The sequence below is a fragment of the Mesorhizobium sp. M0983 genome (assembly GCF_040318975.1).
Lineage (GTDB): Bacteria > Pseudomonadota > Alphaproteobacteria > Rhizobiales > Rhizobiaceae > Mesorhizobium.
Map to the genome: position 1 here is coordinate 1 of NZ_JAMYNH010000030.1, position 24,756 is coordinate 24,756.

At 58.8% G+C, this 24,756-nt stretch carries 26 protein-coding genes and 2 pseudogenes; 19 read left to right on the plus strand and 9 right to left on the minus strand.

Annotation, left to right across the window (positions count from 1 at the left end):
- Positions 1-56: 56 nt before the first annotated feature.
- The 4 genes from NKH71_RS29875 to NKH71_RS29890 all read left to right on the plus strand — a co-directional run bounded on the left by NKH71_RS29875 (position 57) and on the right by NKH71_RS29890 (position 3,056).
- Complete coding sequence (locus NKH71_RS29875; RefSeq protein ID WP_352895807.1) at positions 57-1,016, plus strand: sugar phosphate isomerase/epimerase family protein; 960 nt, start codon at positions 57-59, stop codon at positions 1,014-1,016.
- A gap of 11 nt (positions 1,017-1,027) precedes the next feature.
- Positions 1,028-1,336, plus strand: a complete 309-nt coding sequence (locus NKH71_RS29880) for a MocE family 2Fe-2S type ferredoxin (RefSeq protein WP_192180180.1) — start codon at positions 1,028-1,030, stop codon at positions 1,334-1,336.
- A 6-nt stretch (positions 1,337-1,342) separates the two neighbouring features.
- Positions 1,343-2,122: a TIM barrel protein gene (locus NKH71_RS29885; protein ID WP_352895778.1), complete on the plus strand. Its 780-nt coding sequence runs from the start codon at positions 1,343-1,345 to the stop codon at positions 2,120-2,122.
- Between the two features lie 109 nt (positions 2,123-2,231).
- Entirely contained in the window at positions 2,232-3,056 is an 825-nt protein-coding gene (locus tag NKH71_RS29890; RefSeq protein ID WP_352895781.1) for a 3-methyl-2-oxobutanoate hydroxymethyltransferase, read from the plus strand.
- A gap of 899 nt (positions 3,057-3,955) precedes the next feature.
- Here the strand turns inward: NKH71_RS29890 and NKH71_RS29895 are convergent.
- Positions 3,956-4,186 carry a helix-turn-helix domain-containing protein gene (locus NKH71_RS29895; protein ID WP_095521422.1) on the minus strand — a complete coding sequence of 77 codons (231 nt, stop codon included), beginning with the start codon at positions 4,184-4,186 and terminating at the stop codon, positions 3,956-3,958.
- A gap of 554 nt (positions 4,187-4,740) precedes the next feature.
- Here NKH71_RS29895 and NKH71_RS29900 point away from each other — a divergent pair.
- Both NKH71_RS29900 and NKH71_RS29905 read left to right on the plus strand, forming a co-directional pair.
- Positions 4,741-5,187: a helix-turn-helix domain-containing protein gene (locus NKH71_RS29900; RefSeq protein ID WP_352496483.1), complete on the plus strand. Its 447-nt coding sequence runs from the start codon at positions 4,741-4,743 to the stop codon at positions 5,185-5,187.
- Entirely contained in the window at positions 5,183-5,758 is a 576-nt protein-coding gene (locus NKH71_RS29905) for a PIN domain-containing protein (RefSeq protein ID WP_502900433.1), read from the plus strand. The genes NKH71_RS29900 and NKH71_RS29905 overlap by 5 nt, the downstream gene beginning before the upstream one ends.
- 24 nt (positions 5,759-5,782) lie before the next feature.
- On the opposite strand, the gene NKH71_RS29910 is transcribed toward NKH71_RS29905, so the two are convergent.
- Positions 5,783-6,595, minus strand: coding sequence for a thermonuclease family protein (locus tag NKH71_RS29910; protein ID WP_352590882.1), 813 nt, complete (start codon positions 6,593-6,595; stop codon positions 5,783-5,785).
- A 147-nt stretch (positions 6,596-6,742) separates the two neighbouring features.
- Here NKH71_RS29910 and NKH71_RS29915 point away from each other — a divergent pair, with 147 nt between their 5' ends.
- The 3 genes from NKH71_RS29915 to NKH71_RS29925 all read left to right on the plus strand — a co-directional run bounded on the left by NKH71_RS29915 (position 6,743) and on the right by NKH71_RS29925 (position 9,121).
- Complete coding sequence (locus NKH71_RS29915) at positions 6,743-6,988, plus strand: KTSC domain-containing protein (RefSeq protein WP_352496485.1); 246 nt, start codon at positions 6,743-6,745, stop codon at positions 6,986-6,988.
- A gap of 61 nt (positions 6,989-7,049) precedes the next feature.
- Entirely contained in the window at positions 7,050-7,943 is an 894-nt protein-coding gene (locus NKH71_RS29920; protein ID WP_352496486.1) for an ATP-dependent DNA ligase, read from the plus strand.
- 539 nt (positions 7,944-8,482) lie between these two features.
- Positions 8,483-9,121: a glutathione S-transferase family protein gene (locus NKH71_RS29925; protein ID WP_352496487.1), complete on the plus strand. Its 639-nt coding sequence runs from the start codon at positions 8,483-8,485 to the stop codon at positions 9,119-9,121.
- Positions 9,122-9,277: 156 nt separating this feature from the next.
- On the opposite strand, the gene NKH71_RS29930 is transcribed toward NKH71_RS29925, so the two are convergent.
- Together NKH71_RS29930 and NKH71_RS29935 are read right to left on the minus strand one after the other, a co-directional pair.
- Positions 9,278-9,520 (minus strand): hypothetical protein, encoded by a 243-nt coding sequence (locus NKH71_RS29930; protein WP_352496488.1) that lies wholly within the window; start codon positions 9,518-9,520, stop codon positions 9,278-9,280.
- A gap of 9 nt (positions 9,521-9,529) precedes the next feature.
- Positions 9,530-9,712 (minus strand): hypothetical protein, encoded by a 183-nt coding sequence (locus tag NKH71_RS29935; RefSeq protein ID WP_352496489.1) that lies wholly within the window; start codon positions 9,710-9,712, stop codon positions 9,530-9,532.
- Between the two features lie 81 nt (positions 9,713-9,793).
- Between NKH71_RS29935 and NKH71_RS29940 the strand changes: the two genes are divergently transcribed.
- Positions 9,794-10,087, plus strand: a complete 294-nt coding sequence (locus NKH71_RS29940; RefSeq protein WP_352496490.1) for a hypothetical protein — start codon at positions 9,794-9,796, stop codon at positions 10,085-10,087.
- A 64-nt stretch (positions 10,088-10,151) separates the two neighbouring features.
- On the opposite strand, the gene NKH71_RS29945 is transcribed toward NKH71_RS29940, so the two are convergent.
- A complete protein-coding gene (locus NKH71_RS29945) occupies positions 10,152-10,298 on the minus strand; it encodes a hypothetical protein (RefSeq protein WP_352496491.1) in 147 nt (48 codons plus the stop codon).
- 55 nt (positions 10,299-10,353) lie between these two features.
- Between NKH71_RS29945 and NKH71_RS29950 the strand changes: the two genes are divergently transcribed.
- Complete coding sequence (locus tag NKH71_RS29950; protein WP_352496492.1) at positions 10,354-11,511, plus strand: S1 family serine peptidase; 1,158 nt, start codon at positions 10,354-10,356, stop codon at positions 11,509-11,511.
- Positions 11,512-11,743: 232 nt separating this feature from the next.
- Here the strand turns inward: NKH71_RS29950 and NKH71_RS29955 are convergent, their stop codons facing one another.
- Together NKH71_RS29955 and NKH71_RS29960 are read right to left on the minus strand one after the other, a co-directional pair.
- Positions 11,744-12,823: an FAD-binding oxidoreductase gene (locus NKH71_RS29955; protein WP_352496493.1), complete on the minus strand. Its 1,080-nt coding sequence runs from the start codon at positions 12,821-12,823 to the stop codon at positions 11,744-11,746.
- Positions 12,824-12,911: 88 nt separating this feature from the next.
- Positions 12,912-13,769 carry a LysR family transcriptional regulator gene (locus NKH71_RS29960; RefSeq protein WP_352496494.1) on the minus strand — a complete coding sequence of 286 codons (858 nt, stop codon included), beginning with the start codon at positions 13,767-13,769 and terminating at the stop codon, positions 12,912-12,914.
- Between the two features lie 134 nt (positions 13,770-13,903).
- On the opposite strand from NKH71_RS29960, the gene NKH71_RS29965 reads away from it, so the two are divergent.
- The 6 genes from NKH71_RS29965 to NKH71_RS29990 all read left to right on the plus strand — a co-directional run bounded on the left by NKH71_RS29965 (position 13,904) and on the right by NKH71_RS29990 (position 20,707).
- The gene (locus NKH71_RS29965) at positions 13,904-14,986 is read left to right on the plus strand and encodes an amidohydrolase family protein (RefSeq protein WP_352496495.1); all 1,083 of its coding nucleotides are present in this window, start codon (positions 13,904-13,906) and stop codon (positions 14,984-14,986) included.
- Positions 14,987-14,997: 11 nt separating this feature from the next.
- The gene (locus tag NKH71_RS29970; RefSeq protein ID WP_292653661.1) at positions 14,998-15,351 is read left to right on the plus strand and encodes a Rieske (2Fe-2S) protein; all 354 of its coding nucleotides are present in this window, start codon (positions 14,998-15,000) and stop codon (positions 15,349-15,351) included.
- A 99-nt stretch (positions 15,352-15,450) separates the two neighbouring features.
- Positions 15,451-17,058: an ABC transporter substrate-binding protein gene (locus NKH71_RS29975; protein ID WP_352496496.1), complete on the plus strand. Its 1,608-nt coding sequence runs from the start codon at positions 15,451-15,453 to the stop codon at positions 17,056-17,058.
- Positions 17,059-17,158: 100 nt separating this feature from the next.
- Positions 17,159-18,205, plus strand: coding sequence for an ABC transporter permease (locus tag NKH71_RS29980; protein ID WP_352496497.1), 1,047 nt, complete (start codon positions 17,159-17,161; stop codon positions 18,203-18,205).
- A gap of 14 nt (positions 18,206-18,219) precedes the next feature.
- Positions 18,220-19,086: an ABC transporter permease gene (locus tag NKH71_RS29985; RefSeq protein WP_502896978.1), complete on the plus strand. Its 867-nt coding sequence runs from the start codon at positions 18,220-18,222 to the stop codon at positions 19,084-19,086.
- On the plus strand, positions 19,076-20,707 hold the full coding sequence (locus tag NKH71_RS29990) for an ABC transporter ATP-binding protein (RefSeq protein ID WP_352496498.1): 1,632 nt from the start codon (positions 19,076-19,078) through the stop codon (positions 20,705-20,707). Before NKH71_RS29985 ends, NKH71_RS29990 begins: the two co-directional genes overlap by 11 nt.
- Before the next feature lie 342 nt (positions 20,708-21,049).
- Here NKH71_RS29990 and NKH71_RS29995 read toward each other — a convergent pair whose 3' ends face one another.
- The gene (locus tag NKH71_RS29995) at positions 21,050-21,922 is read right to left on the minus strand and encodes a ferritin-like domain-containing protein (RefSeq protein WP_352895789.1); all 873 of its coding nucleotides are present in this window, start codon (positions 21,920-21,922) and stop codon (positions 21,050-21,052) included.
- Between the two features lie 520 nt (positions 21,923-22,442).
- Between NKH71_RS29995 and NKH71_RS30000 the strand changes: the two genes are divergently transcribed.
- Positions 22,443-22,655: a cold-shock protein gene (locus NKH71_RS30000; protein WP_031194806.1), complete on the plus strand. Its 213-nt coding sequence runs from the start codon at positions 22,443-22,445 to the stop codon at positions 22,653-22,655.
- Positions 22,656-23,118: 463 nt separating this feature from the next.
- On the opposite strand, the pseudogene NKH71_RS30005 reads toward NKH71_RS30000, so the two are convergent.
- A pseudogene (locus NKH71_RS30005) lies at positions 23,119-24,308 on the minus strand (IS3 family transposase).
- Positions 24,309-24,408: 100 nt separating this feature from the next.
- Between NKH71_RS30005 and NKH71_RS30010 the strand changes: the two are divergent.
- Positions 24,409-24,659: pseudogene (locus tag NKH71_RS30010) on the plus strand (BrnA antitoxin family protein).
- Positions 24,660-24,756: the final 97 nt, after the last annotated feature.

Sequence of the window (24,756 nt, forward strand, 5' to 3'; positions counted from 1 at the left end):
TTGAAGGAAGCCCGTCGTACGCCTGTGCAGATGATTGCAAAGCCGGAGTTCTACGCGTGAAGCTGGGTTTCGTTTCAGACAGTCTCGGCAATCTGCCGTTCGAGGCGGTGCTCAATCATGCCCAGCGCATGGGGGTGTCCGGCATCGAGGTGAACACTTGCGGCTGGTCGACCGCCCCGCATTTCCCGCTTTCGTCCATGCTCGGTAACAGGGATGCGCAGAAGCGGATTGCTGCAGCCTTCGAGCAACGCGGCCTGGAGATCATAAGTCTAAACGCCAACGGCAATCCGCTGCACCCAACCGATCCTGCCCAAGGCCAAGGATTGAAAGACACGATCCGCGTCGCCGGCGAGATGGGCATTCGCACCGTCTGCACCATGAGCGGTCTGCCGGCCGGCAGCGCTAGGGACAGCATGCCGAACTGGGTCGTCTCGTCCTGGCCGCCGGAAACGCAGAGCATCCTTAAATATCAATGGGAAGAAAAGCTGATCCCGTTCTGGACCGAGATCGCGGCCCTGGCGAAGGAAAACGGCGTCGAGCGCATTGCGCTCGAGCTGCATGGCAATCAGTGCGTGTACAACGTGCCCTCGCTCCTGAAGCTTCGAGCAGCGGTAGGACCTGTCGTGGGCGCCAATCTGGACCCCTCGCACCTGTTCTGGATGGGTGCTGATCCCCTCGCTGCTGCCGAAGCGCTGGGCGCGGCCATCTATCACGTCCATGCCAAGGACACGATGCTGAACCCGCCAGTCCAGGCAACGACCTCGCTGCTTGAGAACGGCAACCTGATGGACATTCCGGCCCGCTCGTGGAGCTACATCACGCTCGGGTTCGGCCATGGTGAGGAGTGGTGGCGGCAATTCTGTTATCGGCTCAAGATGGCTGGCTACGACGGCTGGCTTTCCATCGAGCATGAGGACGTACTTCTCAACTCGCTGGAGGGGCTCGAAAAGTCCGTCGCGCTGCTCCAGAGCGTGATGCCGTCAGCTCCCGCAGACTTCAAACCGCAAGATATCTGAGGAGAGACTCAATGCCCTGGGTTGACGCTTGTGCCGCTGACGAAATCGAAGCCGAGGAAGCCAAGCGCTTCGAGAATGGCGGCCGTACCTTCGCCATCTTCCGCAACGACGCGGATGAATACTATTGTACGGACGGGCTTTGCACGCATGAGAAGATCCACCTCGCGGACGGTCTCGTCATGGGGAACACGGTGGAGTGCCCCAAGCACGCTTCCGTTTTCGACTTCACGACTGGCGAAGTAGAGACGCCCCCGGCCTGCGAGAACCTCAAGACTTACAAGACGAAGGTCGAGAACGGCCGCGTCATGGTCGAGGTTTGAGCCGTCATGAGCCAACCATTCCAGTTGGCCGCCTGCGCCGAGATGCTTTGGCTTGATCGTCCGATGGCTTGGCGCGTCGCACGTATGCATGAGATGGGTTTCGGCGTCGGATTGTGGAATTGGCCGGACCATGACCTCGCAGCGCTAGAGAAGTCGGGGGCGACCTTCACGATCATGAACGGCTACCTCGAAGGAGGGCTCGCCGACGACGAGGGCGCCGACATGCTCTTGAAGTCGGCGCTGGAGACCGCAAAGGTCGGAAAGCGCCTCGGCGTTGCTCGCTTGAACCTGCATGGCACCGGTCTCGGCGAAGGCGGCATCCCTATTGTAAAGACTGAGGTCGTGCCCGGCCCGATGTGGCTCAAGGCGCGCGATACGCTGAACCGCATCTGCGACATGGCCGAGGCCGAAGATGTGGTCTTCACGCTCGAGAACCTGAACCTGCTTGACCACCCCGGCTGCCCATTCGGTTCGACGGCGGCGGTGCTGGCATTGGTGTCATCGATCAATAGACCGCAATTGCGGATCAACCTCGACCTTTATCACACTCAGATCGGCGAGGGCGATATCGTGCGCTGGTGTCAGAAATGCCTGCCCTTCATCGGCGAGGTGCAGGTGGCCGATAATCCGGGTCGTTGCGAGCCGGGGACAGGCGAGATGAACTGGCCCTACATCGCGAGAGCTCTGTTCGACATGGGGTATCGCGGGCCGGTGGGTCTGGAAGCCTTCGCCCAAACCGATCCGGAGGCAGCGCTGGTTGCTTTCCGGCGGGCTTTTACGGTGTGAGCCATGCGGAGCATCATCAAGAGCGGCAAGCTGTCCGACCATGCTCTCCGATCCGAGCGCCGCTCGCAGATTTCTTTCGAGTTCACCTGACCTGCAGTGGAGGCTGATTATGGGCATGTATCACAACCGTCCTCATGTCGAGGATATCCGAAAGATGAAGAGGAGTGGACAGAAGATGTCCATGCTCTTCGTCAGCACGCCCGACGAGGCAGCCGCCGCTGCCGCGGCGGGCATTCACATGCTCTCCATCGAGGGCCGATACTTTGACCAGGAAATGCGACAGGCAGCCGGCGACTGTTTCGTTCAGGTCGGTCTGCCTTACGGCGGCTGGGGCAGCTTTGCTGGCCGTCCGCTCGCTACGGCAGAGGACTATCTGCGTGCGGCTTTCCACTTTGCTGGCATTGGCGGCGACGCCTTCTACTGCTCCGCGTCCTACGACATCCAGAAGGCGCTCTGCGACAACCACCTCCCTGTCGTCGGGCATATCGGCCTGATCCCTTCGTACATCACCTGGACGGGTTGGCGCGCAGTCGGAAAGAGCGCGGAAGAAGCGATACGCCTCTGGCGGCACACCCAGAAACTCGAGGAGATCGGTGTCTTCGGGGCGGAACTGGAAGTCGTGCCCGACCGGGTGGCGAAATTCCTGACCGAAAACTCGTCACTGGTCATGCTTGGCATGGGCGCCGGCGAGCATGCAGATGCGCAATACCTCTTCACAGAGGATGTCTGCGGCTATGGCAAGAACCATAAGCCTCGGCACGGAAAGGTTTACCGGAACCTCGGCCCTGAGCTGCAGAAGATCCAAGACGAGCGCGTGGCGGCGTTCAGGGAATACAAAGCCGACGTCGATTCCGGGCGGTACCCCGGTTACGAGCACACAGTTCCGATTGGGGACGCTGACTTCGATAGCTTCATGCGAGCAGCCAAAGGGTGACAACCATGCGTGCGGGGCTATCCGATTGCTCAGGAGCGGGTGTCAGGCAAGTCGAAGTCCGCAACACGAAGGCGCCAACGCTTGCTGAACTCAAAATGCTGATTGCCAAGAGGGAGCTGATCCTTCCGGCGAAGTTGGAAACTCTCGCTCGCGTGATGTTTGCAGAGCCAGACTGCGTTGCCTTCGAAAATTCCGCCTCGATCGCTCGCCGGTGCAACGTGTCAACGACAACCTTATCTCGCCTCGCTCCGCGCCTTGGCTTCAGGTCTTTTAAAGAAATGCAGAACTGCTTCCGAAATCACATCCTTGATCGAAAGGCCCAGCGCAAGCCGAGCTGATAACTCGGCTACATCGATCACTCAGAAGTCAGACCCGCGCCTTGAGCAAGCCCGCGGCCCAAAGTTCAGCTTTCTAGCCCGGCGTACCCAGAAGCTGACTTTCCGCTTAGGCCCAATTTCAGTGATCCCGATTAGAGGCCAGTGGGGCCGTTCTTGAGAGCAATATATCGTTTCGGCGAGCGGCGATTGCCGATATCTCCGTCGCTCAGCAGGTTCGTCAAAGGGTGCAGTGGCGCGAAATCGACGCTGCATTGTGGGGCAGGGAAGGCGCATGTCTTGCCCCAATCAATGCCGTTGCGCGATAATTGGCATTCTGCTCACTACCACCCGTCACACCGCGATAGAGTCGGTGGCAGGGGAAACTCGTAAGCCACTGACTTTGGAGAGAATTTGGATCGAGGCGTAGAACATTGTGATCCAGCATGCCGTGGGGTGTCGAGCGGGATTGTTATGAGCCACCCGCGCCACTCCATATCTATCTGATAGTTAACGTGAAAATTGGGATAGCGAAGTTAGTGAGGGCGGTTTCTGGGGTGCGTAGGGAGCTCTATTCGACGAGGTTCACGATTGCTCATGTTCCTTCCCGTTGAGTCGATTTGTCGCGCGGCACTTAACAGTTTGCTGATTTGCCCATTGGTTTAGGTCGGCCACGGGATAGACGATGGACTTTCCAATCTTCACGAACGCTGGCCCGACGCGCATTGCTCGCCAGTTGGCCAATGTCCCGGTCGAGATAGCGCCGCGAAAACGTTCGCTCACTTCCTCCGGTGTCAGATAAAGTGGTTCCGTCATCTTCTACCTCAAACCAAGTCTCGGTTGGGATGATCGGGTCCGCGAATGATGAACGGAGACGACCTCCTACGCTCGGGGTCGACAAGGCAATCTTCATTGAGAACATCAGTCGATACCGGGGCGTCACGCATCTCTACGGCGACTTCGCGCAAGACTAAAAGGGGGTTCTGACCACGGTAGGACCATCTCGGGCTGCCGGCTAGAAAAAGGCCGGAAGGAAGCGCGATCATTAGTCTGATGCTCCGGGCAGGATCAACCAGCAGGGCCCTCCGAAGGCAGAGGTCACAGGTTCGAATCCTGTCGGGTGCGCCAAGGTTTTCAATCACTTACGTCCTTTTCACGGGCTGACCTCTGGGCCGTCCCACACTGCCTTCCCACATAAACGGCTTTTGGCAAGTTGGAAACGTCAGGGGCGTGGCTCCGGCGAGCGAAGATCGGCACCTGCGGGGAACGGGAACCAAAGAGGTGACGGTTCGTTCACTTGTTTCGGTTATTTCGGATATTGCGATTGTTGATTCGCGGTGCTATATCCGTTGAACACAGGGAAGACGACCATGACAACGCTGCTCGAACGACCGATATTGCCTTCGGCCGACGACGCCGAATTGGCTGCGCAGGCCAGCCGCCACCTTTCTAGAGCCAAACACGAGGGCGCTGAATTGCGCGTTCAAGTGGATGGAGGAGAGATGCTGCGCCTTCCTAAGGCAGTGAATGATCTTCTCTATCATTTGCTGACCGAAATGGCGCAGGGTAACGCCGTTACCCTGTTCCCAATCCATGCCGAACTGACGACACAGGAAGCCGCTGACTATCTGAACGTGTCACGTCCTTATCTTGTTCGACTTCTCGAGGAGGGCAAGGTGAAGTTCCACATGGTAGGAACTCATCGTCGAGTTAAGTTCCGTGATTTAGATGCGTTCCGCAAGTCAACTGAGGAAGAGCGTCAGCGTGTAATGGACGAACTAGCTGCCCAAGCGCAAGACTTGGGGATGGGCTATTAGGAAGTCCAGTTACACCGTCATTCTTGACGCCTGCGCACTGTACCCAGCCCCGCTGCGAGACTTCCTCATGGAGCTCGCAGCGGGAGGGCTGTTCCGTGCGAAATGGACCGAGCGCATTCATGACGAATGGATTCGTAACGTCCTTAATGACCGCAAGGACCTTAAGCCAGAGCAGTTGTTGCGGACGAAGCAGCTGATGAATCAGGCTGTACCTGACTGCTCGGTCGAAGGCTACGAGGATCTGATCGAAGGCCTGAAGCTCCCAGACGGTGATGACAGACATGTTCTTGCAGCCGCCATCCACACGGCTTGCGACGCCATCATCACTTTCAATCTAAAAGACTTTCCGCGAGACTACCTAGCGAAGTTCCAGCTAGAGCTCCTGCATCCGGACGAATTTCTGTTCCATCAGTTCGGGCTGAATACAGCTGCGGTCGTTGTGGCGGCGCAACGCTGTCGCGCGCGCTTGAAAAACCCTCCTAGGACGGCAGAGGAATACCTCGACACCCTCGAACGGCAAGGGCTCACCAAAACCGTGGCCGAACTCCGACACTACGCCGCCGTCATTTAGTCGCAGCCGTTCGCACTCGGCACATTAACACAGCGTCTCGCATGCCACGCCGTCGCTATCGCGGTCCAACTTTCCACCCCAGGAGCAGTTGCTAAGATACCATTGGGCCTCGTCGCACGAACTGATCTGCTTGCACGTTCGCCGCGGCTCGCATGAGTAACCGTTCTGCGCGACCAACTTGCGGCTGACGAGGCCAAGCGGCTGGCTGGGCGTCGCCCTATCGGCGTGCGCCGCCCGCCACTCCCAGGGCGCCTGAAACGTTCCGACCCACAGACCGACCTTCGCCGCCTTTGCCTTTGCTTGCTGCTCCGCGTACGCGCCGTGGCTGTAGCGCGGCCAATCCAGCGCCTGGCCGTTCTCGACCATCCATGAGGCGACACTGGAGCCGTCCGCCCGCCAGCAATCGCCGACAAAGCGGCCGTAGCGGTCCCAAGTGACGAAACTGCATTGCACCGGCCTCGAGGCGGCCAGGAACGTGTCCAGCGCGTTAGCGGCCCGTCGCCCGCAGGAATACTCAGAACCGTTCGCGTCGTTGCAGTACTGCCGGCTCTCGGGCGCATCGATGCCGTTGAAGCGGATGCGCTGGCCGTGGATCTCGATCGTATCGCCATCGATGACAGACGCGACACCGGCGATCGGCGCCGGCTTTGATCCGATCCAGTTTGATACGTTGAGCTCGGGCACAGGATCGCTATGCTGCATGACGAACTGCGTCACGTAGGCTGCCATCGCCGCCAAGGCCACGAACACGAGCCGCTTCGGAACGCCAGCCAGTTGGCGCACGCGCCCCGGCTTACGCCACTGGTCGGTTCGACCATTATAGCGAGACTTGCCCAACCCCTGTCTCCTCTTGAGGGGCAGAGTGCTTCTAATTGACGGCCAAGTCTAGAGCCGACGGCGGTCGGGTTCTTGGCCGGCGCACCGCACTGACCCAGGAACGCCACCGCTTCTCTGATCGTTGACTGCTTTTATTGAGCCGCGGTCATGCCATCTACCTCGATCCGCAAAACGGAATATGATCCCGGCAGCAAAACCCTCTCGGTGTGGTTCGTGGCCAGCGGAAAAGGGTACGTATTCGAGGACGTCCCACCGGAAACTTACGCCGCGTTCCGAGCTGCATTCGCCAAGGGCCGCTACTTCAACGACCATATCCGCAATCACTTCCGTTACCGAGATCGGTATGGCATCCGATCTGCCCGCGTCTCCTCCCTCCAGAGACGCGGGCTTTGAGGTTCGCGGAACCGAAACGTTCAAAGTTTATTGAATCGGGTTGGTGTGGCGTGGAGTTTGTATGAACGGGGCGAGGCTGGCGTTTATCCGTCCGATGGAGCCCAAGCTGGTCGCAAAGCCACCCGAGGGTGAACACCGGATTCACGAGATCAAGCTCGATGGCTACCGAACCCAGATCATCTTAAACAGCCCTGACGATATTCGCGCCTTCAGCAGCAGCGGAGCGGATTGGACGAGGAAATACACCGGCATCATCGAGGCGGCGCGGGATCTCGACGTCAAGAGCGCGATCTTTGAGGGCGAGGCGGTCGTCACGGGCGTGAATGGCCTGCCCGATTTCGACGCACTACAGAAAGCCGTACACAGCGATCGCTACGCCACGATCCTCGGCGCCTTCGACATCATGCATCTTGACGGCCACGATCTGCGCGACGTTGGCTGCAAGGCGCGCCGGGAAATTTTATTTGGCATCATCAAGCCGAACAGCCGCATCCAGTTCAGCGAGGCTCTACCCGGTGATGCCAAGTCGATTTTCTACCTCGCTGACCAGGCTGGCCTTGAAGGGATCGTCTCCAAGCGCGCCGACAGCCCGTATCGGAGTGGCCCGACGTTGAATTGGCTGAAGACCAAGAGCTGGACGGTCGAGGAATTCGAACTGCTCGGCGTCGAGCGCGAGCCGGGCAAGGCGGCGTTCGCCTTGCTCGCGCATCCCGACACCGGAAAGTATGTCGGTTCAGCCTTCATCTCGTTGGGGCGCGACATGAAGGAGCGGCTGTGGAAGCGGGTCAAGGAACATGCCGGCCCACCTCCGGGCGGCATCAAGAAGCGACCGGCGACGCTGTGGGTTGAGCCAGGCGTGAAGCTACGGATCAAGCATCTTCGTGGCGAGCACAGGTATATACGCCACGCTTCGCTGCTTGGCTTCGGCGACGATCCGGAGCGTCCGGGGAGATAAGGGCCCGCCTGCCAAATCCAGCAATGGCCGGCGGGCCCCCATCAGCGCAATGAAGGGACTTTTCTTGCTCCGATTTCTCCTTTCGGAGATGACGCTACCAACTATGAATGGGATGCGGCAGTTCCCGACGCCGCCCGTGCACCGGACCATTGAGCAGTCAGGTCAGACTTGGGTCCCGATGATCGGAGCGACGGTGCTGGGGCGCACCTCAATTGGGGCAGCGGGTCAGTCGCTCGACCGTCTCAATAATCGCCTTTGCCAGCGCCTCGCCCTCATGCACCGGCAGCGGTCCATAGAGCGTTGACCGCCTGCTCGCTCGGCAGCACGCCGGCGGGGCAGGTTAGCTCGATCGCTATGCGAACGAGCTGCAGGCCGGTTCTTTCGCGTGCTTGGCTTTTGCCCGCGAATGCGGGACTGTCCTGATCGTCGGCTTGTTCCAATCGAACCACCTGCTAGTTACTCCGATCTCATCCCGCTTCTTGGAAAACGGGTTCGCACCCGACGTGATGGGGGGTAAGATGCGGTTTTCGGAGGAATTGATGCATTACACACTCCATGCTGCGCCAGGCTCTTGCTCTTTTGCACCTCACATCGTCATGGAGGAGATTGGAAGGCCCTATTCGCTGGCGTTGATGTCGCCAGGCCATCCCGAAGCCAAGACCGACGAATTTCACCGCTTAAACCCGAAAGGGCGAATCCCTGTTCTCATTGCCGACAATTTCACTCTCACTGAAGCGCCGGCAATCTTATTTCACCTGGCCCTGACGAATCCAGACGCGCGGCTCCTGGGAGCGGATGCAGAAAATATCATCCGTTCCATCGAATGGTTTAACTGGCTATCGAGTGCGGTTCACGCGGTCGCCGTCCGAATGATCTGGCGCGCCGACTTTTTCTTACCGGATCAATCGATGTACGAGCCCTTGATTCATAAAGGAAAGGAGCACTTGGCTTCTGCGTTTGCCCTTATAGAATCCAAGTTGACGGACCGAGATTGGGCCGTAGGAGAGTCCTATTCAATTGTTGATCCGTATTTGCTCGTATTCTACAGGTGGGGAAATCGTATGGCCGTTGACATGCGAAATACCTACCCAGCTTGGACCTCTCATGCACGTCGGTTGGAGGAGCGAGCGGCTGTGCAACGAGCCTTAACGCAAGAGGGAATATCCCTCTGGGAGTAGCTGTCGCGTTGCCGAATCCAAAAATTCACAAGACCATCGATCCTACGCGGTCGTGCTTAAATGTCTGGTAGCGTTGTTTAGCGGGAAACCAACGCTACGGCCTCATAAATGTAGTTCTCGTCCATCGTCAGGATACTGGCGCTGCGGTGGCGATCGTCAAGGCCGGCCAGCACGCATCATCGCGCGCGCGATGGCGAGCTGCGCCTCGACTTTGGCGTTTTCCTTCTGCGTCATGTTGTCGGCCGCGATCAGCCGCCGAAGCGACCGCATGATTTCGCCGCGCGTCAAACCTGCTTCGAGCATGCAATCAATGATCGCCTGAAAGCCTGGCTCCATCGCCTCCTGGCAATCGATCTCGCGGTCGGCATATTCGCCCTGTCGTCTCGGCGGCGTGATCATGCTCGCTCCCTAGAGATACGCTTCGCCGTCCGCACCATGTTCAAAACAGAACCAGTGCGACGGCTGTTTGGGCTTGGCGAAGCACCATCCTGCATCCTTGCCACAGTCGGGACGCTCGCACCTATGGTGCTGAATGCCAGGCCGCGTGACGGGCTCTATTGCGCCGGGAAGGCGGATCAGGTCGTCGCTCATCGGTAGTTTCTCGGCTTAGGTTGGTTCGAAAGATTCCATAGCCGGTCTTGACGATCAAGGAAATGTTCCTTTTCTGTTCTCATGGCGCACGATCCGATCGACACGCTGGGCAAGGCGACCCGACACAATATGCTCGTCAAGGCCGAATGCAGCTGCGGCAATGTCCGCTACTGCCGCTCGGCCGATCTCATGATGGTCTATGGCGGCGGCGCCGATCCGCTGAAGCTCAAATTCGACTGCAGCCGCTGCAAGCCAACAGTGAAGATCACCTTGCTCGAGATTCACCCCGAGCATCTGCCGAAGCGCCTGATGATCCACAAGCCGATGAAGATTGACGGCAAGATCGTCTGGCATACGGAACGGTTTAGGGCATGACTAGCGATGCTGACCTGAATGGGTTGGCCGGCGCCGCTGGGATTGGGGCCTGACAGGCGACCGGCTAGACAAAGATAAGCGACGTCCCGCCATTAGCGGACGCGCTGGCCGCGATGCGCGCCTGAATACGCGCCCAATCCGCATCAAGGACTGTCTGCGGATCACGACCTGAAACTTCCAGGTTCTCCACCCAGCCACGATAGAGCTTCATTTGGTTTGCTGCTGTTACCTGCGCAGGCACAAAGGCAAGTAGCGCGCCGGGAGTGATGCCGAACTGGGGCCTCTTTGCCGAGAAGTCTCCAGTGTTTGCAATTCCAACCGCGCCAGTGGCTATCTTGGAACCAAGCGCCGACTTGACGCGTAAGCCACGCCCGGCAGCATTTCGCCAGAACGCCAGTTGGCACATCTGGCCAAAAATCGTGCTGTCGGCAGTGACACCCAGCGAGTCGATAGTGCCCGCAACGCATGTGCGGATCGCTGGGGTCGACGTCGACCGCGCTGACGACCACGCGACGGTTCTTCTTAAGAAGCCAGTCAAAGGTGGTGTGCCCATTGCCTTAGCTATGGCGCCGATGCCAAAAGACCAACCGATCATTACGATTTCCGGCTATCAGGATATTGCGAGGAAGGAGATAGACAACCGAGACGCCGTGGTCCAAGCCTGTGCCGTCCGCGACGTTGAATTTTCGCAAGGTGATTGGAATAGGCCGACGGTTTACCATTCCGATTGCGACTTGCACCCAGGCATGTCGGGAGGAGCAGTTATCGTCAAGTCCGAAAGTGGCTTGAACGCCGTGGCTTTGATGATCGAAAGCGGATTGGAGAAATTGAACGGACTTGACTACAATCTTCGGACTGGAAGTTACGGGTCCATGACCGGCCTGGATAACACGTTCCTTTCCGACATCATGGATTTGCGCAAGGCCACTCCGAAGAAAAAGGGAGTGGTCTGGAGCCACTCTCCAGCAAACCGGCCTCCATCGGCGGGGGCCCAATGTGTGACCCGCAGCAAGTTGATCACGCATACCGCGACGGGCAGCTTTCTGTCGTTGCATTTTCACAGCGATTGCGCAACGTCCATCCAATGCACACTGTCAGGCAGCTACAGACTGGCTCGGAGGCTGTTCGATCGATTTGATGACAGTTTTACCCTGGCGGTCGGGGAAACCAACACGCGCAAGTTCTACGGCGTGAACTCGGAGATGGAGGAGTACGATCAGTTTCGGTGCGAGGCAGTGGGCACTACTCCACCCGCCGAGCAAAGCAAGGGTGTGCATGCGGAGCAAACCGAGGCTCAGCCGGCCGAGCCAAGCAAGGTTACGCCGAAAAAGGTCAAGACCGTGACTATCAGGACCGGCGAATGTGCAAACAAACAGAATTGCGTTTCCAATAACTCCACGCCCGGAACGTCGAACAGCAAGTAATGTGTTCGAAGCGAATTAGAGTGTGCTATGGGATTGAGAATTTCATGCTCTTGGTTGCAAAGACAGCCAATTGGGCACTCGTTCCCTAGCGATTGTGCACGAGACGATCTCGCTGGTGAAAGTGATAGGCGGAAAAACAGGTTCCGAAACGCTAACCACTTGCGGTCGCATTAGTATGGCTTGGTCGTGGAACGCAAAGGCTGACCCGATTTCGTCCCGCGATGCGGTACAGTTAGAGATCAAGCAAAACGTCGCCATGTGGGCGGCTGCAGCACGCTAGGATGTAGCCTGCCGATTGATCCTCCAAGGTCAGCCCGCCTAGGTCATCCATGACGACTTCGCCGGACAGCTTGGCGATCCGGCACGTACCGCAAATTCCCTGCTGGCAGGCGGTGGGGATGTGGACGCCACATTGGCGCGCCGCTTCCAGCAGGGTCTCTCCGGGCGCACAGTGATGCGCAATGCCGGAGCGGGCGAAGCGGACCGAAGACGAAATCTTTGAAGCCAGTTCCGAACGCGAACCGTTGCCGCCTCCGAAGCTCTCCTCATGAAACTGTGAAGGGGCGAGGCCGATTGCCTCCAGGCAGGCGCGTGCCGCCTTCATGTAGGATTCCGGCCCACAGGCGAAAACGGTCCGGCTGTGAAGATCGGGAACCAGATTCAGGAGCATTTGACTGCTAATGCGTCCAGTTGGACCCGTCCAGGCTGGGTCTTCCTGACGGCAAATGCAAGTCACTTGAACATTGGGAAAGCGAGCGGCAAGTGCGTCCAGTTCGAGCCGAAAGATGATGTCGTCCGGCGTTTTCGCACTGTGAATGAAGTGGATATCCTGGGCGGCTGCGCGGTCGGTAAGTGCCCGCAACATAGACATGACGGGAGTTATCCCGCTGCCACCTGAAAGGAAGAGGGACTTTCCATGCGGCAGATCGTCGAGATTGAACGAGCCGAGCGGCCCTTCGATCTCGATCGCATCGCCCGGCATCAAATTGTCATGGAGCCAATTCGAAACGAGCCCGCCCGGCGTCCGTTTCACGGTAATCTGAAGGTCGAGCGGTCGCGTCGGTGGTGACGAAACAGAGTAGGAGCGCGTCACCGCGGCACCGTCGATCCTCAGGTGCACCAGAACATACTGGCCAGCGCTGAAGCAGAACATTCGATCTGAAGCGGGTGTGAGAACGAATGTTTTCACATCGTGCGTTTCGTCGATCACGCGCCGGCAGTGCACAAGCTGCGGTGTGGTCTGTGCCCACTGCCGGTGACGCTTTGTTGGGACGAAGCCGGAGGCTGCAAAGGCCGCGTATGCATTCATCATTCAACTCAGGTTTGGAGTCGAGCCAAGATGCCATTTCAAACCCCGCTGAACAGCCGCGCAATCCTGCCTTTATGATCGGTAATTTCGATTAAACTTCCAGTGACATCACAGCGACCTGGAGGGCTCGGATGCCTTTGCGAATGATGGGTTCGTGTTTGCGGCGCGCGAGTATCGCGGTGTGGACTGGCTGGTGCAGCGTCGGCGCTCCCTCGACCAGGAACGATCGGAGTTCAGCAGTGAACCTGCGCGCATCGTCGCTACGCATATAGCAGGTGCCACCCGTTCGTCGGAGCATGATCTCCGCCAGAGTTTCCGATCCCGTCGAAAGCCGACAGATCGCCAGCTCGGCCAGCAGCTCTGCGTGCGTCTTTTCCAGCACGGCGGTATAGCCCGGGCGAATGTACGTTTCAGGGTCCACGTCGGACAGCGTTCTGGCAGCCGTCGAAACCATCACATATTCCTCGACCATCAGATGTTCGTAGGCGATCTCAGGCAGGTAGCGAGGCGCATAAAGCACGGCGATATCCAGATTTCCCATGCTAAGATCGCTGACCATCTGGTTTGAATAATCCGACTCGACATGGATCGAGGACTTTGGAAGGGCCTGGCATAGTGTCTCGACCCATCCGGGCAGGACCGAGCGGGTCATGCCCACCTGTGCGGCGATGCGCAAGGTGCCCTCGAAACGGTTGAACGCCCGCACGTCGTGGCGAGCTTGCGACCAGGTTGACAGCAGGGATCTGGCGTACGCTTCGAACCGCCGTCCCGCGGCTGTCGGCTCAGCGCCGGCGCGCCCGCGCTGAAAGAGCTCGGACCCGATCGCGCTCTCGAGGTTCTTGATGCGGGTGCTGATCGTCGACTGGGTCAACCCCAAGCGATCGGCGGTACGATTGAAATTTCGCGACTCGATGATGTCGAGAAAGGTTTCGATGTGATCTAGCTGCACGGGACCTCCCGATCGAAAAAGTCGATCATATTGCGCAGGATCATAAGCTTGATCAAACAATACTCAAGGCGGAAGCTGCCCTCGGTGAAATCGGCCGGCAGATCGACCAGGCTGAAGCTACGGAGCTGAGCAACGTGTTCATAGTCGACTGCGATTGTCACAATTACTGGTCAAGCGCGACCGTACTGGAGTCCTACCTTTCCGGCCTATGGAAGGACATGTTCGTTGAAGGCGAGAAGACAGGCCCCGTTGGCGCCTTCCCGCATGGCCATCGTCCCTGGTTTCATCCGCAGGACTTCTCCCGCAAGGACGTCCGTCCGAAAACAGAAGCCGACAACTATCTCATCATGAAGGAAAAACACCTCGACAAGTACAAGGTCGATGTGGCGATCCTGACCGGCGATGAGCCGATCGAGGCTTCCACCCTCGCCAATCCTTATTATGCCAGCGCCCTCGTCAGCGCCTACAATGACTACCAGATCGACCAATGGCTGCCGAAGGACGATCGCTTCATGGGCTCGATCATCATCGCGCCACAGGATCCGAAGCTCGCGGCCGCCGAGATACGCCGTCTGGGCAATCATCCGCGCATGGTTCAGGTTCTCGCTTCGCAAGGCTCCGTCAAGCCTTATGGCGATCCGTTTTACCATCCAATCTACGAGGCTTGCGCCGAGGTGGGGCTGCCCTTTGCCATACATCTGGGCGGCCATGGCGGCGTGAATTCGACCGCGATTGCTCCGGCCCCGACGACATTCTTCTGGGAGACCCATGCCATCCTGCACATGTCGGCGATTTCGCATGTCGCAAGCATGATTGCGCATGGCGTCTTCGAAAAATGGCCGGACCTCTACTTCGTGGTCATCGAATGCGGCGTCGCCTGGGTGCCGTCGGTGCTGTGGCGCCTGGACGCCGATTACAAAGCCCTACGCAAAGAGACGCCATGGCTGAAAATGCTGCCTTCCGAATACTGCCGGCGCAACATCCGCTTTTCCACGCAGCCACTGGAGCAGCCCGCAAATATTCAGCATCTCTGGTCCACTCTCGAGGCAATGGACGGAGAAAATACGCTGATGTTTGCCTCAGACTATCCGCATTGGGATTACGACGATGCCAACACGCTGCAAATCCCTCCTGCCTGGAAGAGCAAGATCATGGGGCTGAATGCGCTGGAGGTTTACAAACGCATCCCCCGCGCGCAAGCGGCGAATGCCGCCTGAGGAAGCAGACGATGCCCGAGAAGACATACATCTGCCGCGTCGACGAGATCGAAACCGGATCTCCCTTCATCGCCAAGATCCGCAGCCTTTCGGTCGGCGTTTTTCGCATCGGAGACTCATTCCACGCGCTGCTGAATGTTTGTCCGCACCGCGGCGCTCCGCTTTGCGAGGGGCCGCAATGCGGAACAACTGCACCGGTCGAAGAGGCGCAATTCATCTATCACCGCGAAAACGAGATCGTGCGCTGCGCCTGGCATGGCTGGGAATTCGACATCAAATCAGGCGCGGCCCTGGTCGATCCGTCCGTTCGCGCGCGCACATTTCCAGTAACCGTCGAGGCGGGCAGCATCTATGTGACGGCCTGATTGAGGTACGGATTCGAAGAGTAGAAGAAAGGTGATCGAAACTAACTTCACAGGTGCTTGACGAACAATAACGCGGAAAATCCGTAATGGGAGAGTCAAATGTCAGAATCTGAATACAAGCTTGGTATCGCTCAAAGCCTGATTGGTCACGGCAAGATTTCCCGCCGTGACTTCATTCATCTTGGGCTGGCCGCTGGGCTGACGGTCACCGCTGCGAACAAGCTCTTTGTCAGCACGGCCCGGGCCGAACCGCTGCAGGGCGGCTTCGCCAAGCTCGGCATGGCTCATGGCGCAACGACGGATTCGATCGATCCGGCCGGCTACCCGGACACATTCACACAAACGGCATTCTCCGGCTCGATGTCCAACAGCCTCACCGAGGTCGACGCGAAAGGCAACGTCCAACCGGATCTTGCCGAGAGCTTTGAATCATCCGATGGCGCCAAAACCTGGGTCTTCAAGCTGCGCAAGGGCGCAACCTTCCACAATGGCAAGAATGTGACGGCGGACGATGTCGTGACTTCGCTGCGCTATCATATGGGCGACGAAACCAAATCGGCGGCGAAGCCGCTGCTTGAGCCCGTCGCGAGCATCAAGGCGGATGGCCCGGAAACGGTTGTCTTCACGCTGAAAAGCGGCAACGCCGATTTCCCCTACATCATGAGTGACTACCATTTGGTCATCATGCCGGCCAAGGACGGCAAGGCGGATTGGGGATCGGGCGTTCGCACCGGTGCTTTCGTGCTTGAGAATTTCCAGCCCGGAGTTTCGGCAAAACTCAAGCGCAATCCGAACTACTTCAAGAACGGCAAACCCTATCTCGACGAGGTGGAGTTCATCGCCATCACCGATCTCGCCGCTCGCATGGCCGCGCTATCGACAGGGGAGGTGGACTATATTGGCCGCGCCGACCTCAAGACCCTCGGCATGTTGAAACGCAATCCCAAGGTGGAGATCGTCGAGGTCACCGGCTATGGCCACTATACCTTGCCGATGAATGTCACGGTTGCGCCGTTCGACAATCCAGACGTCCGAATGGCTTTGAAATGGGCGATTAACCGTCAGGAGATCGTCGACAAGATCTTTCTCGGCCACGCCACTGTGGCCAACGACAACCCGATCGCGCCGGCGATCAAATTCGCTACGAATCCGCAGCCGCAACACAGTTTTGATCCCGAAAAAGCCAAGCACTATCTGAAAAAGGCCGGAATGGAAAAGCTGAAGGTGGACCTCTCGGTCGCCGATGCCGCCTTTGCCGGCGCTGTGGACGCGGCTGCCCTCATCCGCGAGACGGCAGCCCAGTGCGGCATCGACGTAAACGTCGTGCGTGAGGCCGAGGACGCCTATTGGGACAATGTCTGGCTCAAGAAACCTTGGTGCGCTTCCTATTGGAGCGGTCGCGCGACGGCCGACTGGATGTTCACGCAAGCCTTCGCCGCAGACTCCAGCTGGAACGAGTCGTTCTGGAAAAATCCCCGCTTCAACGAGTTGCTTGTCCAGGCGCGCGCCGAGACGGACGAGGCCAAGCGGGCGGCAATGTATGCCGAGATGCAGCAACTGACCCATGATGATGGCGGCAGCATCGTGCTGGTGTTCAACAATTTCGTCAGCGCCAAATCCAATAAGCTCGCACATGGCGAGGTGGCGCCGAACTGGGAGAATGATGGATTGAAGATGGCCGAACGCTGGTGGATCGCCACTGCGTGAGAGTGCGGGCCGGACCCGCGATGGCTATTAGGCTCCGGCTTGCAACCGCGTGCCCTGACTGGTGTGGCAGGGCGGCGGCAGCAACGAGAAACGCGTACCCATGAACCCCGTCGCAAGAACGGTTTTGCAGCGCCTTGGCCTCGGCCTGGTCACGCTGTTCATCGTGTCCATCATCATCTTCTCTGCGATTGCAATGCTGCCGGGCGACTTCGCCAAGGCGATGCTCGGGCAATCGGCGACACCCGAAACGGTCGTCGCCTTCCAGCGAGAAATCGGCATCGACCGTCCGCCTGTCGAGCGCTACTTCGTCTGGGTCGGGCAGATGCTCCACGGTGATTTCGGCTCTTCATTCGCGAGCCGCACCGGGTACCGGCGCACCGTGGCCGAGATCATCGCGCCACGCCTCTACAACACGATGTTCCTAGCAGCGATGACCGCGCTGATAGCAGTTCCGCTGGCCCTGGGACTGGGCATCCTCGCTGCGCTCTACCGCAATGGCTGGTTCGACCGGCTGGTGAACGCAGTGACGCTGACGACCATTTCGTTCCCCGAGTTTTTCGTCGCCTATATGCTTGCCTACCTCGTCATCTCGCGCGACACGTTCATCGGATCCGAGTTCGCACAATCCCTGCCGCACTGGCTCGCGGTCTCGCTGAACTGGATACTCAATGCAGTTCCTAAGTTCCCGACATTGTCGAATGTGAACGATCAGACGCCGTTTTGGGAACATGTCTGGAGAGTAGCCTTGCCGGCGATCACTCTTACGCTCGTCATCGTGGCGCACATGATGCGAATGACACGAGCGGCGATCATCAACATGCTGGCAAGCCCATATATCGACATGGCGCGTCTCAAGGGAATGTCGCCCATGGCCATCGTACTCAGGCATGCCTTGCCCAACGCATGGGCTCCGATCGTCACGGTGGTGGCGTTCAATCTTGCTTATCTCGTCGTCGGAGTGGTCGTGGTCGAAGTGGTATTCGTCTATCCCGGCATCGGTCAGCTGATGGTTGACGCGGTCAAATCAAGGGATGTTCCGGTTGTCCAGGCCTGCGCCCTGATTTTCGCCGCGACCTACATCCTGCTCAATCTGACCGCCGATATTATTTCCATCGCCACCAATCCAAGACTCTTGCATCCACGATGACCAGCTACGAACCCATGGCTCAGGTTCACAGGCTGAGGCGCTCGCGCGCCACCCGTGCGAAAACGGCGCTGAAGAAGGCACCCTTCAGTGCATGGTTCGGCATCCTCGTGATCCTCGGTTATGTCATCGTTGCGGTGTTCGCGCATTGGATAGCCCCATACGGCGAAACGCAGGTCTTCAGCGAAGCCTTTGCACCGTGGAGCCAGCAGTTCAAATTGGGAACCGACCAGCTCGGCCGGGACATGCTCACGCGCCTGATTTACGGTGCGCGCAACACCATCGGTATCGCCGTCGCGACCACATTGCTGTCCTTCGCGGTCGGCGTCTCGCTCGGCCTTCTTGCCGCATTGTATAGGGGATGGCTCGACCAGATACTGTCGCGTGCGGTGGACGTGTTGATGTCGATCCCAAGCCTGATCTTCGCCCTGGTGCTGCTCTCGATCTTCGGCTCGTCGATCACCAGCCTGATAATCATCATTGCGCTGCTCGATTCCACCCGCGTCTTTCGGCTCGCACGCGCCGTCGGGCTTAACGTGGCAGTGATGGAATATGTCGAGGTGGCGCGATTGCGCGGCGAAGGCCCGAAATGGATCATCGCCAAGGAAATCCTTCCCAATGTCATGCCGCCGCTGGTCGCGGAGTTCGGTTTGCGATTTTGCTTCGTATTCCTCACGATCGCGGCACTGTCCTTCCTGGGCGTCGGTATTCAGCCGCCGACCGCTGATTGGGGGTCGATGGTGCGCGAGAATGCGACCCTGATCACCTACGGTGATGTCACGCCGCTGCTGCCGGCCGGCGCGATTGCCCTCCTTACAGTCTCCGTGAATTTCGTCGTCGACTGGTTCCTGCACGCAACCAGCGGGTTGCGCGATGAAAGGTAGCGGTCCGGGCTCGCGCGAAAAAGGCAAGGATCTGCTGCAGATCCGCAACCTACATGTCGAGGGTTTCTCGGACGAGCGGTGGCATCCCATTGTCCGCGGGGTCGATCTGGCGCTGAAGCGGGGGGAGGTTCTTGGCCTGATCGGCGAGTCAGGCGCCGGCAAATCCACCATTGGCCTCGCCGCGATGGGTTACGCCAAGCCAGGCTGCCGTATTACACAGGGCTCGATCCTGTTCGACGGAATCAATCTTCTGGCACTCAGCGAAACAGGGCGGCGTCGCCTCAGAGGCTCCCGCATTGCCTATGTCGCGCAAAGCGCAGCGGCCTCTTTCAATCCGGCCCACCGACTCCTTGACCAGACTGTCGAAACAGTCGTGGCCCATGGGATTGCCAGCCGCGAGAAAGCGAACCGGAGTGCCGTCGATCTCTATCGCCGTCTTCAGCTTCCAGATCCGGAGACGATCGGCTTTCGCTATCCTCATCAGGTTTCCGGCGGACAGTTGCAACGGGCAATGACCGCGATGGCGATGGCTTGCCGTCCGGACCTCATCATCTTTGACGAGCCAACGACGGCGCTCGATGTGACGACGCAGGTCGAAGTTCTCGCCTCCATTCGCAACATCGTGGAGGAATTCAACACCGCTGCAATCTATGTGACGCATGATCTGGCGGTGGTGGCGCAAATGGCGGACCGGATCATGGTTTTGCGCCATGGACTTACCGTGGAGGAGGCAGAAACGCGCCAGATGCTCGCCTCGCCCAGCCAGGAATATACCAAGACGCTCTGGGCCGTGCGCAAGCTCGCCAAGCCCGAAGTTCCGGCCGATGACTATCTGCTTACGATAGACAACGTCACGGCGGCCTACGGCCGGGCGGTTAAGGTGCTCCAGGATGTCTCCATCAACGTTCCACGTGGAAGAACAGTGGCTGTGGTCGGCGAATCCGGTTCCGGGAAATCGACGCTCGCTCGCGTTGTTACCGGCCTGCTGCCGCCGCTTTCGGGATCGATTTCCTTTGCTGGCCAGGCCCTTTCCAAGACCCTGAAGGCGCGCCCAAAAGAGATCTTGCGCCGCATACAGATGATTTATCAAATGCCCGACAACGCCCTAAATCCGCGGCAGACGGTCGAAGAAGTCATAGCTCGTCCGCTTGAATTCTACCTCGGCCTCAAGGGTGCACAGCGGGATAGGCGGATCGGCGAACTCATGCACATGGTCGAGATGAGCGAAACTTACCTGGATCGTCTGCCGGCCGAACTGTCGGGGGGTCAGAAGCAGCGCGTTTGCATCGCCCGAGCGTTGGCTGCCGATCCGGAACTCATCATCTGCGACGAAATCACGTCCGCGCTCGACCAGATTGTGCAGGAGGAAATCCTGAAGCTCTTAATGCGGCTTCAGCGCGAGCTCGGCATGAGCTACATTTTCATCACCCATGACATTGCCACCGTGCGAGCGATCGCCGACGAGATTGTGGTCATGCACCAGGGGAAAGTCGTTGAGCAGGGATTAAAGAGCGAAGTTCTCACGCCGCCGCATGCCCCCTATACCGAACGGCTTTTGTCCTCCGTGCCGGAAATGGATCCGGATTGGCTCACAAGGCTGCTCGCCAGCCGGAGGATGTGATCGTCGGGCAGAGCGTCGCGTGTCTTCCATATCGCCACCATTTTACAGCTTGGCGGTCGGCCGTACGGAACAATGCGGGAAAATTGGCGGTTCTCGCCGCACCAACTGCAGAGCCTGCTTCTCGGCAAAGCGGTCGGTTCGTTCCGTCCATCGGAACGAACCGAGCGCACTTTCCTGACGTTCTTGTGAACGCCGCAATGATCGCGGTTCGGAATTCAATCAATCTTGGGTGGGGACTCCTGCAGCGGATTTGAATCGTGATCGTCGCGCAGCCGTACCAGCAGTGCCGACCGCAGGTCCGCTGCGTCTCTTCCGGCGATCCGATCGCCTGTCGCGAGCGGGTCAGGTGCTCTTCAGGGTCCCGTTCATCCCTTCCGGATAGAAGCCACCCTTGCTGACGCCGTCCTTGTCGGTGAGATAGACGATCCGCAGCACTTCTTTCGGCGTCCTGGTGAACGCGATCGCGTCGGGCGTCGAGGGAACGAAATTGGCCTTGCCATTCACCTGGATGCCCTGGTCCTTGTCTTCCGGCCCGTCGATCTTGTCTCGTGCATCGGAGACGGCGTTGGCGGCCTTCCAGGCTTTCTCTCCCTTCCGGTATAGAGTGGAGCGCGCCATTCCCATGTGGTAGGCCTCGACCGCCAATATGCCCGCCGCGGCGGCGAGGAAGCCCTTGTTCTTCAGAAGCGTCGCAGCACCGGCATAGGCGGTGACGCCGACATCCTCGAACAGCATGCCGCCGAGAACAAAGTTCGTTTCGTTGCCAAAGGGGTCGAAGTCCCGCCCGAGGCCCGCTGCCTCCGCAACCGCTTTGAACCCAGCATCGAAATCGATGGCCGGCCTGTCGACTGCGTTCTTTGCAAGCGTCTTGCGGTAGAACCGGACATGCGCGAGTTCGTTTTCAGCAACCTCCTGCATGAATTCGCCGATGGCGGGTGTCTCGAAGGACACTTTCTTTCCGCCGACCACATCGCCGGGTTTGGAACCGGCATCGGCGGCGTCGATGCCCTTTCCGGTGGTGCCGCGAAGGTAGTATTCGGCCTCCATGTATTCCAAGTTGAGCGCAAAGCGGAAAATGTCCTCGTCCTGCAGTTCCTCCTTGGCATAGGCGCGAGAAACCGGCGCCAGGCCCGTCGTGGCGGCGAGGCTGGCTCCCAGCCCAAACTGCAATGCGCGGCGACGGGAAAGGTGGAGTGAAGGGATGGCACGTATCATGGCTTCCTCCCAAAAGCCCGCCGGCGTCACCTGTTTGGCACCTTATCGCGGGCAACGCGCCCAACTCCGCCATAGGCGAAATGTTCCTGTAAAGGTCGGACTTTGCAGGGGTTGCTCCCGGATCAATGGCTTTTTGGGCAGCGTAACGTCGGAGTTGGCATCGACTATTTGTGACCAAGCCTCGAGTCCAGACATTGAGGTGACACATTATGAGCCGGATAGGCTACGCCCGCGTCAGCACGGTCGACCAAGAACTCGAAACGCAAGTCGGCAAGCTAAGGGCCGGAGGGAAACGAGCGGGCCGTGATAACCCAGGACAGCAAGGATGGCTGGAGGGGCTTCACGCCGGAAAGGAAAATTCCTGTCGACTTGTGAGACGAGTGGGCCATCCGAGAGAAGTTGGTATTCTGGTCGATCCATCCGGCCTTGCGATTTCTCGCTTTTGCTGCGTCTATCTATGAACCGGTCTGGCCTCTTCGTCGGATCAAACACGCTGGGAAGTCACAAGGAGTATATGCACATGGCAACTGGAACCGTGAAGTGGTTCAACAGCACTAAAGGGTTTGGGTTTATCCAACCCGACGATGGCGGTCAGGACGTTTTTGTTCACATCTCCGCCGTCGAGCGCGCTGGTTTGTCGAACCTCGTTGAGGGCCAAAAGATCAACTACGACATCGAGCAGGACCGACGTACCGGCAAGTCTTCTGCTGGCAATCTCCGCAAAGCGGGTTGATTTCTCTGGCGCGCCGTGGCGAAAGCCGCAGGAGCGCGGCAAGTCGCGAATGTACTGACCGCCGTGTAAAAAAAGCGCGCGAAGCTTGGTGTGATGGACAGACCTGGGCAGCAGATTGCTGCGACGCTTCAGAAACGATCGTGTGAACCAGGTTGTCAGGTAACGGAAGGCGGGAAGTCCCCCGCGTTTTTCGCGTTTGCGTCCTCCAGCGTAGGATGGTTGGCGACGTGGTGTTGCCGTGGAGCACTTTGGCTTGTTGTATCCTACAGCAATGTCATTGAAGATAGCCTGAGTTTGGCCCCACATGGACATCGCGTCGGATTTTTCCTCCCCCTTTGTAGGTTTAAGCTGCCTTCATACTTGGCCAGGCTCAACAGTCCGGCCTTTTTCTTTTTGTGTGGGCTGCGGTACATTGGTTATGATGCGCATTCGCTATGAGGCGCTCTGACGTTGCCCCCAGTTTCTATCCAGTTTTGAGTTCGTTTCCGGCGTGGGTTGTGCCCTGCTGGGCGGGTGAAGCGACGGGCGCTGGCGCGGAGCCTTTGGCATAGCGCAGCGCGAGCGACCGTCGCAGATTGAAGGTGGTGGCGAACTCGGCCGGTGTCTGCCAGGCGATTTGGGAATGCGGCCGCGCGATATTGTAGTCGGCGCGCCACAGGGCGATGGCGACGCGTGCCTAAGCCAGCGAAGTAAACAGCGTCTCGTTGAGCAGTTCATCGCGCAGTCGGCCGTTGAAGCTCTCGATGAAGCCATTCTGCATCGGCTTGCCGGGCGCAATGTAATGCCATTCGACGCGGTTCTGATCCGCCCAGGACAGGATGGCGTTCGAGGTGAACTCGCTGCCATTGTCGCTGACGATCATTCTCGGCCGGCCGCGCTCGGTGATGAGCCGGTCCAATTCTCGGGCAACCCGCATGCCCGAGAGAGACGTATCAACGATGAGTGCCAGGCACTCTCTCGTGCAGTCGTCGACGACGGCCAGGATGCGGAAGCGGCGCCCGTCTGTGAGCTGGTCCGATACGAAGTCGAGCGACCAGCGCTCGTCGGGCCTCAGCGGCACCACCATCGGCGCCCTGGTCCCGATCGCCCGTTTGCGGCCGCCACGGCGGCGAACGGCGAGCTTCTCCTCCCGATAGAGCCGGAACAGCTTCTTGTGGTTCACGACCAGGCCCTCCCGCCTCAGCATCACGAGAAGACGCCGGTAGCCGAACCGGCGACGCTCCTGCGCGATCGCCTTCATCCGCTCGCGAAGCTCGCGGTCGTCCGGTCTGCTGGTCTCGTAGCGAACCGTCATGCGGCAACAGCCGATGGCTTTACACGCCCGCCGTTCGCTCATCCCGAAGCCTTCCTTCAGGCGAGCGACAGCTTTCCGCTTGGCCGCGGGCGTCACCATTTCTTTCCCACAAGATCCTTCAACGCGGCATTGTCGAGCATGGCGTCGGCCAGAAGCCGCTTCAGCCGCGTGTTCTCGTCCTCCAGAGCCTTCAGCCGCCGAGCCTCGGAGACATCCATCCCGCCGAAGCGAGCCTTCCAGTTGTAAATCGAGGCGTCGCTGACCCCGTGCTTGCGGCACAGATCGGCAACCGATACCCCGGCCTCATGTTCCTTCAAAATTCCGATGATCTGCTCTTCAGAGAAGCGGCTACGTTTCATGTCCTGGTCCTCTCGATGGGCCAGAACGAACTTCAAACCGGATTAGATCAGAGGGGCAAGGTCAGCTCGACAAGCATTATGACCAGTCAGGATCATCCAAATGGCAAATCCTCCACGCCGACCCACAAATCCGATGTAGCCGCTGAAGCCGCCTTCAAGCCGATCAAAAAGCCGGCGGCGCCGGTTCGCGAACCGTCGGCTGCTCCAAATATCAGAGAGCTTGTTTCGATCAGGATCGATAGGGCGGTGCTGGACCACTTCCAGGAAGATGGACCAGGCTGGCAGGATCGGATCAACGACACCTTGTGGCGCGCTATCTCCAAAGAACCGACCAATGCCGATGACAAATGATCAGACGACTACTGATCGGCACGGCGCTGATAGCGGCGACGCAGATGGAGTTGAACGGAAGTATAGCGTAAGCGATTGCGCACCATTTGGACAACCG